Annotated in this window: 7 protein-coding genes; 3 read left to right on the top strand and 4 right to left on the bottom strand. The window is 37.5% G+C overall.

Features of this window, described 5'->3' with window-relative positions; all coding sequences use genetic code 11:
- Nucleotides 1-2 precede the first annotated feature (2 nt).
- Nucleotides 3-1,784 (top strand): DUF3466 family protein, encoded by a 1,782-nt coding sequence (locus H4J54_RS15765; RefSeq protein WP_182191949.1) that lies wholly within the window; start codon nt 3-5, stop codon nt 1,782-1,784.
- 214 nt (nt 1,785-1,998) lie between these two features.
- Here the strand turns inward: H4J54_RS15765 and ilvN are convergent, their stop codons facing one another.
- Both ilvN and H4J54_RS15775 read right to left on the bottom strand, forming a co-directional pair.
- Entirely contained in the window at nt 1,999-2,499 is a 501-nt protein-coding gene (gene ilvN, locus H4J54_RS15770) for an acetolactate synthase small subunit (RefSeq protein WP_182191950.1), read from the bottom strand.
- Nucleotides 2,499-4,223 (bottom strand): acetolactate synthase 3 large subunit, encoded by a 1,725-nt coding sequence (locus H4J54_RS15775; RefSeq protein ID WP_182191951.1) that lies wholly within the window; start codon nt 4,221-4,223, stop codon nt 2,499-2,501. Before H4J54_RS15775 ends, ilvN begins: the two co-directional genes overlap by 1 nt.
- Before the next feature lie 781 nt (nt 4,224-5,004).
- Here H4J54_RS15775 and H4J54_RS15780 point away from each other — a divergent pair.
- A complete protein-coding gene (locus H4J54_RS15780; protein ID WP_182191952.1) occupies nt 5,005-5,559 on the top strand; it encodes a DUF4136 domain-containing protein in 555 nt (184 codons plus the stop codon).
- 431 nt (nt 5,560-5,990) lie between these two features.
- Here the strand turns inward: H4J54_RS15780 and H4J54_RS15785 are convergent, their stop codons facing one another.
- Nucleotides 5,991-7,028, bottom strand: coding sequence for an energy transducer TonB (locus H4J54_RS15785; RefSeq protein WP_182191953.1), 1,038 nt, complete (start codon nt 7,026-7,028; stop codon nt 5,991-5,993).
- A 113-nt stretch (nt 7,029-7,141) separates the two neighbouring features.
- A complete protein-coding gene (locus H4J54_RS15790) occupies nt 7,142-8,086 on the bottom strand; it encodes an alpha/beta fold hydrolase (protein ID WP_182191954.1) in 945 nt (314 codons plus the stop codon).
- Between the two features lie 286 nt (nt 8,087-8,372).
- Between H4J54_RS15790 and glnS the strand changes: the two genes are divergently transcribed.
- Nucleotides 8,373-10,055, top strand: a complete 1,683-nt coding sequence (glnS, locus tag H4J54_RS15795) for a glutamine--tRNA ligase (RefSeq protein ID WP_182191955.1) — start codon at nt 8,373-8,375, stop codon at nt 10,053-10,055.
- The last annotated feature ends 346 nt before the right edge of the window (nt 10,056-10,401 follow it).

Consider the following 10,401-nt stretch of genomic DNA (forward strand, 5'->3'; position numbering starts at 1 on the left):
ACATGAACAAATTTGTAAAATCAATTTTAGCATTAGGTATCACTAGTGCATTAGGACTATCCGCGGTTAATGCAGCAACTTACCAAGTTATTGATAAAGGTAATGTTTCCTCATTAAAATACACTTATTCACAACAGGAAAATAATAACGGTGAAGCTGCTATTTCTGGCACTGACATTTATAACTTTCCCGTTCAGTTTCAATATCTTGATGAAGAGGACTATGACTTTATCGTTATTTTAGCTGAGCGAAGTCATGAAGGTGTGCACGACTTAGTTAATATTGAAGATGAAGAGGCTTTACGCGCAGGCAATCCAACGGCTAATGATCTATCATGGGTGATAAGGTTTTTAAGTTCAAGAGCCGGTAATAGCCTTTATCAAGAAGTTGGTGATGTTTTTGCCATGACTAACTTTAATGGTCAAACAGAATTATTTAATGTATTTGATGAAAATATTCCTAATACAGATATTCTTACCCGTTCGACAAAAGAATTCATTAGTGGCATTACCAATGAAGGTTGGGTATATGGCAATGCCTCAGCGCCTTACTTACCGCTTGATTTTACTAAAAGTGATGATGAAGAAGTAACACACTGGTTACGTGCATTTACCACCCGTGGTTTTTTCTCGTCTGACGGTGGTGCTAGTATCATCGAAATCATTCCTCCTAGTGAGACAGATTTACCTGAAGATCAACGTTTTGGTGGTGAATCAGCCATATTAGATATTAGTGAATCTCACTTTGCGGTTGGTTATGCTAGTACGAGTATTGATCAAAATGCCATTGACTTTATCAACGATGAAACCGGTGGTTGTGCTGATCCAGACATACTTGCTGATTTACCGTTTAAAGTCTGTGTGCAGCAGATTATTGCTGAGGTTTATAATACTGAAGCAATAAAATGGTCAATTGATGAACAAGGTATCATTAGCTCAGAAATATTAGGACAGTTAGTTACTCCTCATGTTGATGATGTACGTGAATATACTAACTATGCTCAAGCGATTAATAATCAAGGTGTAGCGGTTGGTTATGCTCATGGCTGGGTTAATGAAAATGTAACTGAACCCAGTGCAAGAGAACGCCGCAGTATATATGCAGTAGTATATAAAAACGGTGAAGTTATGGACTTTACTGAGGATCACGGCAAGTACTTTGATTCGCGTACCTATGACATTAATGATGCAGGTATAGCAATAGGGCATGTTAATGCTTTTATTAATGGTAACCAAAGAACTAAGTTTTATCATGTTGATACCAATGCTGAAACGATGGAAATGATTTTACCAACAGATTTTTTCAACGGTAGTTCGAGTACAGCTCGCGCTATTAATGAAAGTGGTAAAATAGTAGGTGAAGGTGAGGTTGAAACGCATAACGACAACACCAGCACGCCGAGAAGAACACATGGTTTTTTATATGATATTACCAGTGAAACTTTTACCGATCTTAATGACTTCTTAGCTTGTGGTAGTGATTATACGATTATTGAAGCACGTGATATTAATGATGCCAATGAAGTTTCAGCAACCGCATTGATCAGAGTTCCTCGTCGTGATTCAAAAGGTGAATTAATGCTGGATGAGCAAGGCGCACAGCTACTTGAAGATGTTGTTCGTGCAGTAACCTTGAAGCCTATAGCGGGAGAGCTTGAAGATTGTAGTGCCGTTGAAGAGAAAATAGAACGTCAAGGTGCAGGTTTTGGTTTAAGTAGTATTTTATTGTTAATGTTTGCCGGTTTAGCGCGCAGATTGACAGGGAAGAGAAAGCTTAAGCAGTAAACAAGCCTAGGCTTTTTAAAAACCCGGTAACAGATTTTGTTACCGGGTTTTTTAGTTCTGAATATTAAAAAATTGCCTAACGCTACATGTTCACCCGTAAGCCATATCTAGGTGATATTTATGACCTATACGGGTTCAATACAGGTTGGACTTTAGTTCATCAAGTTAAATAGTTAAAGTCCCCCCAGAATCGTCTATGTAGCAAATTATATTATTACTTCACACTCAATGCTTTTTCACCGCGAGCAATACCGACACAGCCAGATCTCACTGATTCTATGATTTCTGTTTCGTTGGCGAGTGTGGAGATAAAAGCATTGATTTTCTCTGCATTACCCGTCAGTTGAACGGTGTAAACCTGCTTACCAATATCAATGACAGAGCCTCTAAAGATATCAGTTATACGTTTTACTTCACTGCGTGACTTTTCGTTCATTGCCAAGACTTTAATCAGTAGTAATTCACGCTCGACATGACTTCGTTCGGTTAAATCAGTTACTTTAATAACATCGATAAGTTTATTGACTTGTTTAACTATCTGCTCAAGTATTTTGTCATTACCTTTGGTGACAATAGTGATACGAGATAAGCTATCATCATCAGTGGGTGCAACAGTTAAACTTTCAATATTAAATGCTCGTTGAGAAAACAACCCGACAATACGTGAAAGTGATCCTGCTTCGTTCTCTAATAATACGGCTAAGATTCTGCGCATTAGCTTTTCACTCCTTTTTTGATCCACATTTCATCAATAGCACCAGTACGTATTTGCATCGGATAGACATGCTCATTTTCATCAACGAGCACATCGACAAAAACTAGTCGGTTTTTAATCGCAAAAGCCTCTTGAATTTTTTCGTCTAATTCATCAAGCTTATTAATTTGCATGCCTACATGACCATAGGACTCAGCCAATTTAACAAAATCGGGTAAAGATTCCATGTACGAAGAGGAGTGACGTCCACCATAGACCATATCTTGCCATTGACGCACCATGCCTAAAGAGCGGTTGTTCAATGAGATAATGACCACAGATAAATTATACTGCAAACAAGTTGATAGCTCTTGTATGTTCATCTGTATTGAACCGTCTCCGGTAATACAAATAACATGGCTATCAGGAAAGGCTAATTTTACGCCCATTGCAGCAGGTAAGCCAAAGCCCATAGTGCCTAGACCACCTGAATTTATCCACTGACGTGGCTTAGCATACGGATAATATTGCGCGGCAAACATTTGGTGCTGTCCAACATCAGAACATACGTAGGCATCACCTTGTGTTGCTTTATACATGGATTCAATAACACGCTGTGGTTTTATTACGCCATCAGTTTGTTCGTAGCTAAAACTTTTAACTGCTCGCCATTGTGCAATTTGTTGCCACCACGTTTGGTTTTCTTCTTTGTTAACACTAAATTGCTTTTCTTCCAGTTCAACAAGCAACTGTTTAATCACAATATCAAGTAAGCCAACAACAGGGATATGAGCATTAATAGTTTTAGATATCGAGGTGGGATCAATATCAACATGCACAATGGTGGCATCTGGACAAAATTTCTTTACATTGTTAGTAACACGGTCATCAAACCTTGCCCCTAAAGCGAGAATAACATCAGCATTTGCCATGGCTCTATTCGCTTCTAAGCTACCATGCATACCTAACATACCAATAAAGTTTTCATGTAAACCTGATATAGCACCTAATCCCATTAAGGTATTGGTCACAGGTGCGTTAAGTTTTTCAACTAATTCAGTCAGTAATTCTGCCGCATTCGCTATGATTACGCCGCCGCCAGCATAAACCACAAGACGTTTTGCTTTGCTTATTGCTTGTACCGCTTTCTTAATTTGACGGTGATGGCCTTTGACGTTTGGATTGTACGAGCGCATGTTCACTTCTGCGCTAAATTTAAACTCTGCAGTGTGTTGCGGCATTAAAATATCTTTAGGTAGCTCGATAACCACAGGACCTGGTCGACCGGTACTGGCAATATAAAATGCTTTTGCAATAGTGTTAGGTATGTCGACAACACTACGACAGTTAAAGCTATGCTTTACTATTGGGCGAGAGCAACCAACAATATCGGTTTCTTGAAAGGCGTCGTCTCCAATCAGTCCGGTAGGCACTTGGCCTGAAAGTACCACCATAGGAATAGAGTCCATATACGCGGTTGCAATGCCGGTAATACAATTAGTAGCACCTGGCCCTGATGTAGCTAACACAAAGCCTACTTCACCGGTAGCGCGGGCAAAACCGTCTGCCATGTGAGTAGCGGCCTGTTCATGGCGAACAAGAATGTGCTCAACATCATCTTGTCGAAAGAGTGCATCATAAATATCTAATACAGTACCTCCGGGATAGCCAAATAAATATTTTACCTTAAGTGCTGCTAGGGTTTTAACCACTAGTTCGGCACCTGAGAATTGCTCTTTTGTCATATGTAATCCCTTTAATAAATAAAATCTGCTGTTAATAATATCAATTGAAATAAATAGCGATAAAAAAACCCCCGTTCTTTTCAGAGCGAGGGTTTATTGTTGTTATTTTTTTTACTTTATTTTTACACACAATATCGCCCGCACCTTGGTTTTGAGACCAAGACGAGAATGAAGAGAGATAGCAGCGTATTAACGAAGTTCATGTTAAAAATTATTTGTGTAAAAAGTAATGACTACAGTTTTAAGGGGTTTGTCTAGATGTGTCAATGTAAAGTTGATAATTTCTGATTATTTCTGATAAATATTTACCACTTGTACTACTTAAAAATAAAGTTTTGTCATTAATTTGCTATTAATCTGGCCATATAATTAGGTTTGCGTTGCTTAATAGTTCAAGGTTACTTATATTAATCTTACTAATTTCATGATCATTTCCCCTCGTTTAAACAACCTACTAGCGCGTTATTTATTTAATAATTAGCACAACTAGTTATTAAATAAACGCCTTGTGTTTGGCTGTTTTTCCTGGATGTAAAGTAGAGCAACTAATTAATAACACTAGTATTAATAGTTAGGTTTAGTTATTAAAATGCTATTATTTTTTATCTATACTTTATTGTTAAATTAATAATTTTATTGATAAGTGATCTGTTATTAGTGGTTATTTTTTATTATTATGTAAGTAGAGTAATGTAATGACATTTTTCAGCAGCGGACTAACATTTTTATGATAGGCTGCTATCTTAAGTTTTAAATACATCAAAGTTATTTGGAAGGATTTATGTTAAAAAATAAACTAATCATAATGTTAGCACTTGTTGGTGCAATGGCTGGCTGTGTATCAAACCAGCAAGCTAGAGTTGACTTTGATCGCAATAGTGAGATTACTACAACGAATTATAAAACATTTGCTTGGCTGAACGAGAGCAAAATTTTAGCTGAGTCTGTTGATGCTAACCCAGTGATGAAAGTCAGAATTGATAATGCCATTGAACAAGCTTTCATTGCTAAAGGCTATCAGTTAGTTAATGATGCAGAGCAGGCTGATTTCACCATTTCATATACCATGGGTAGTCGAGATAAAGTAAAAGTTGATTCTTTACCCGTGATGTATCGCACCAGCTTTATGTGGGGCAGTCGTTTTTACGGCGGTATGGGAACTGATACGCGCGTGCGAAATATTACTGAAGGAAAATTGGCAATAGATGTATATGATGTCAAAAGTCACCAACCAGTATGGCACGGATGGGCAGTTAAGCGCATTAAGTCGTCTGAACAAGACAACCCAAGTAAAGCCATTAAAATGGTTGTTGAACAGCTTGTTGCTCAGTTTTAGTCAAGCTTATTTAGCCTTTAGCAACGAATAACCTCTTTAAAAAGCGCAGATAATCTGCGTTTTTTATTTAAAAAATTTAATACTCTGTTGGGGTTACTTTTATTTTTTCTGAGGTATAAGCAAACTCTATGTGCTTATCGCTAGGTTCACAAACCATCCTATGCATACTGAGGCCTTTACCGTTGAAGATTCTATCATTAGGCTCGGTATCGAGTTACATCGCTGATGCAACACCTTTAGTATTTCTTCATTAGCGACCGTTAATGCTAGATGATGTAATTTAATATTTTTTATATTAAATTCAACAACACCCTCAATACTTTTAGTTTGCCATAAGGTAACAAAGACTGATGGCTAGTCGTGGTAGCTATTGGCGTGTTTCCAGCCTAAGGTAACCATGTCAAAAACAGCGCTAGCTGTATTGATTTTACCTAGACTTTAAATGGATGCTCAACCAAGTTAAATTTGGTATTGTCTTCGCCAAAAATAAAGACATGACATTGTTGCCAAGCGTCGGGTATTTTCCAAGTATTATTGTTTTCAATGGAATAAACATGACGTTTATTAGCACAGCGAATATCAATTTTGTTTAACTTACCCTTGATGTTGGTCAGGGTAAATTCATTTCGTACTAAGGCATAATGCCAGTAGTCATCACTGCGAATATCGGCGTCAACAATAAGTTCTTTCTCTGAATGAATAAATTCATCAACTTGTTTAATCAATGCTTGATAATGTGCTAAATAAGGTTTTGCAACGGAATTTTTTTCAATTCTTTTATAAATGTCATAAGCATTTTTAAATTTATTTAGCTGGAGTTCTAATACAAAGCGTTGAGCTAATAATGATAGTTCGTATTCAGTATTTTTATCGTCAGTAGCAAGCTTTATTTTTGTCAAATGAGCAAGTTGCATGGCATCGTTGCCTATCGCTTTTGCGTATTCGGCATTTAATAATTGCAAAAAATTATGCTCTGATAAGTGCATGTACTCTATCTTTGTAAACTTACTCAGCAGCGCTTTTGTTTTTACATAATCCTTTTCTGCTAAGGCATCTTTCGTTTTGTGATACAAACTGTTAAATCGGCGGGTGACCTTTTTAGTGCCATTTTTGTGCATTCTAAAATCGAATTGCACACTATTAACACATTGCTGTATTGGTTCACCATTTTCAATAGCTGGCTGATACTGCCACTTCATGACTGCTTTTTTAGCCGCTAAGGTAATATCTTTACTGCCTGATGTTTCCTGCGTGATCACGTTGGAAACACTACCATCTTTTTCGATGACAAAGTTAAATGTAGCCCAACCTTCACGACCGTTACGTGCGGCAGAAATTGGGTATTTAGGTTCAACTCTAATTTTGGGCTTGGGTTCAGTTGAGGTACTTAAAAGCTGAGACAGCTCTATAGCGGCTGCGCTGTTGCAAAGTAAGAGTGCGAGTAATAACTTAATAATAATTTTTTTCATTTGAACATCCGTGTATATATATAATATAAGTTAAGTGACCACAAAGATGATATCTTCAAAATATAGTTGTGTCACTTAACCTATTGAAAAATTTAGGTAAGATAATAAGTAAACTACCCGTGCTTTGAGATTACTAAATCAGTAATGGCTTTTGCTGTTTCTAAGGGCTGCTCCATAGGAAAACAGTGATGTCGGCCAAATTTTTGCCATTGAATATTTTTATTGATTTTTGCTGCTCTTTTTACTGCTTTTGGAATAAAAAAATAACTTTTATTGGCCATTAATATCTCTACGGGTATCTTTATATTGTATATCGCTCGCCAGAGTCCCTTTGGATAAGAGCCAAAAATTGACGCTTCCCAACTTGGCTGACAACTGAGCGTCACTGAGTCTTGATGACCAACATGAGTGGAAAAATCGCAATAATCGCTTATTACTTGGGGATGCCAAGCTTTATAAAAAGATTTGCCAGCAATATTTTCTTTCATATTAGCCAAGCTTGGCCATATTGCTGTGCGATTAGCGACTGATCTGACTAATGAGCTTCTTCGCCATGCGCCAGTTGCCCGCATGAGTTGCTGCGCTATAATCATTTCAGTTTGAAATAAAACGGGATCGAGTAAAATAATTTCGCTGAATAAATCTGGATATTTAACGGCGGCTAGTAGCGTTATAACACCGCCCATTGAATGTCCAATACCCACCAAAGGACCATTTTCTTTAACATTAGCCTGAAGATAAATGGCATCAGCGATGGTATTGGCCATTTTTTGCCAGTTGGGCATGTGCGTTGTTGGCTGTGTTGAATAGCCATGACCGGGTACATCGGTTAACCAAATTGACCAGTCTTTGGGTAATTGTGATGCCATGGCGGCTAAGGTCATGGCTGAAAAGCCAGTGCCGTGTAACAAGTGAATACGTTTAGCGTCTTTAGCACCGGCACGATAGTAACCATTTACTGTCATTGCGCTGTTAGATTTTTGTTGCCATTGTTGAGTATTTTCAAGTAGTAAACTGTTAGATGAAAGCATTGTTTCAAAAGATGAGCATTCAGACATTAATATTGTTAACGATAAAGGAGAATTGTAAATAACATAGCAACATACTGATCGGATGTGAATGTATTTTGCCTAGGTATTACACTTATTATGATATTAAGCAGAGTATAAGCTTGGCGTTAACTAAGTGAGAGCTAGGGTAAAAATTATCCTTTAAGTGGATAAGCTCGATTATATTTCCCTTTCATCGCAGAATATATATTCTTTAGGTGGGCTCTGGTTAATTCTATTGATATAATATCCTTAATTATATTATTTAAACTTAAATTTTTTAGGGGTTCTGTGGATGTCGGAAGTAGAAAACCGTCCAACAAATTTTATTCGTCAAATTATTGATGCCGATCTTGCTAGTGGCAAGCATAGCCAAGTACAAACTCGTTTTCCACCTGAGCCCAATGGTTATTTACACATAGGTCATGCGAAATCAATTTGTTTAAACTTTGGTATTGCTCAAGATTACCAAGGTTTATGTAACTTGCGTTTTGATGACACTAACCCTGAAAAAGAAGATATTGATTATGTAAATTCTATTCAAACAGACGTTAAATGGTTAGGTTTTGAATGGGCGGGTGATATTCATTATTCTTCAGATTATTTTGATCGTTTATATGGTTATGCCGTTGAGCTTATCGAAAAAGGTTTAGCCTACGTTTGTTTTTTAAATGCTGAAGAAACGCGTGAATATCGTGGCACGTTAAAGCAAGCAGGAAAAAACAGCCCTTATCGTGCAACTTCAGTTGAAGAGAACCTGGCTTTATTTGAAAAAATGAAAGCAGGTGATTTCAAAGAAGGACAGTGTGCGCTGCGCGCTAAAATCGACATGGCGTCAAGCTTCATGTGTATGCGTGATCCCATTATTTATCGGGTTAAATTTGCTCATCATCATCAAACCGGTGATAAGTGGTGCATTTATCCCATGTACGATTTTACTCATTGTATTTCAGACGCCATTGAAGGCATTACGCATTCAATATGTACGTTAGAATTTCAAGACAATCGTCGTTTGTATGATTGGGTTATCGACAATATTTCAATTGAAACTACCCCTCGTCAATATGAGTTTTCACGTTTAAATCTTGAATATACCGTGATGAGTAAACGTAAGCTGAACAACCTTGTGGAAGAGAAGTTAGTCAGTGGTTGGGATGATCCTCGTATGCCGACCATCGCTGGCTTTCGTCGTAAAGGTTTTACGCCTGGCTCGTTACGTGAATTTGCTAAGCGCATCGGCGTAACGAAAATGGATAACACGGTTGAAATGAGCGTTTTAGAAGCTTGTATTCGTGAAGACTTAAATGACAATGCCCCACGCGCTATGGCAGTGCTTGACCCGATTAAGTTAGTCATTGAAAACTATCCTGCAGATACAGTTGAAAACCTTAAGGTTAAAAACCATCCTAGCGATGAGAGCTTTGGTTCACGTATTGTGCCATTTGCTAAAGAGCTTTACATTGAAGCGGAAGATTTTCGTGAAGAAGCTAATAAAAAATATAAACGTTTAGTGCTAGACAAAGCGGTACGTTTACGTGGTGCTTATGTAGTAACCGCCACGCGTTGCGATAAAGATGAAGACGGCAAGGTAACGACAGTTTATTGTCAATATGACAGCGAAACTTTAGGTAAAAACCCCACTGATGGCACTAAGCCTAAAGGTGTTATTCATTGGGTTGCGGCAGCGCAAAGTCTTGATGCAGAAATTCGTTTGTATGAGCGCTTGTTTTCTGTACCCAATCCAGGTGCAGCAGAAGACTTTCACAGTGTAATGAACCCTGATTCCTTGACTATTATCACTAACGCGAAAGTAGAGCCATATTTGGCAACGGCCAAGCCTGAGCAAGCATTTCAGTTCGAGCGCCAAGGTTACTTCTGTTTAGACAATAAGATATCAGCACAGGATGCAGAACAAGGTAAGTTAGTATTTAACCGTACGGTAGGTTTACGTGATACCTGGGCAAAAATTTCTAACTAGTGGTTACTATATCGCTATTAATAAATGGCGATTTTTGTAGGACGGACTTTAGTCCGTCAAACTTTTAGCCAGTGGTTAACGTGATGGGTTAACTCAGTTCTGCCGCGGGTATTTTTTATTTGGTTATGTGTTTAGCTCGGTTAAATTTGATTTAACCTGATGGACTAAAGTTCAACCTACATAGAGCTTAATAAATAGTATTCCCATGTTAGCTAATTAAGTAATTAAGTAATAAAAAATAAAAAGCTCATAAGGTAATCCTTATGAGCTTTTTTTTAAAATTAACCGTTATTCTTTAACTGAAAATTAAACTATTTTTTAACTTTTAACTTTTAACTTTTAACTT

The organism is Colwellia sp. MB3u-8, from assembly GCF_014076985.1.
GTDB lineage: Bacteria > Pseudomonadota > Gammaproteobacteria > Enterobacterales > Alteromonadaceae > Cognaticolwellia.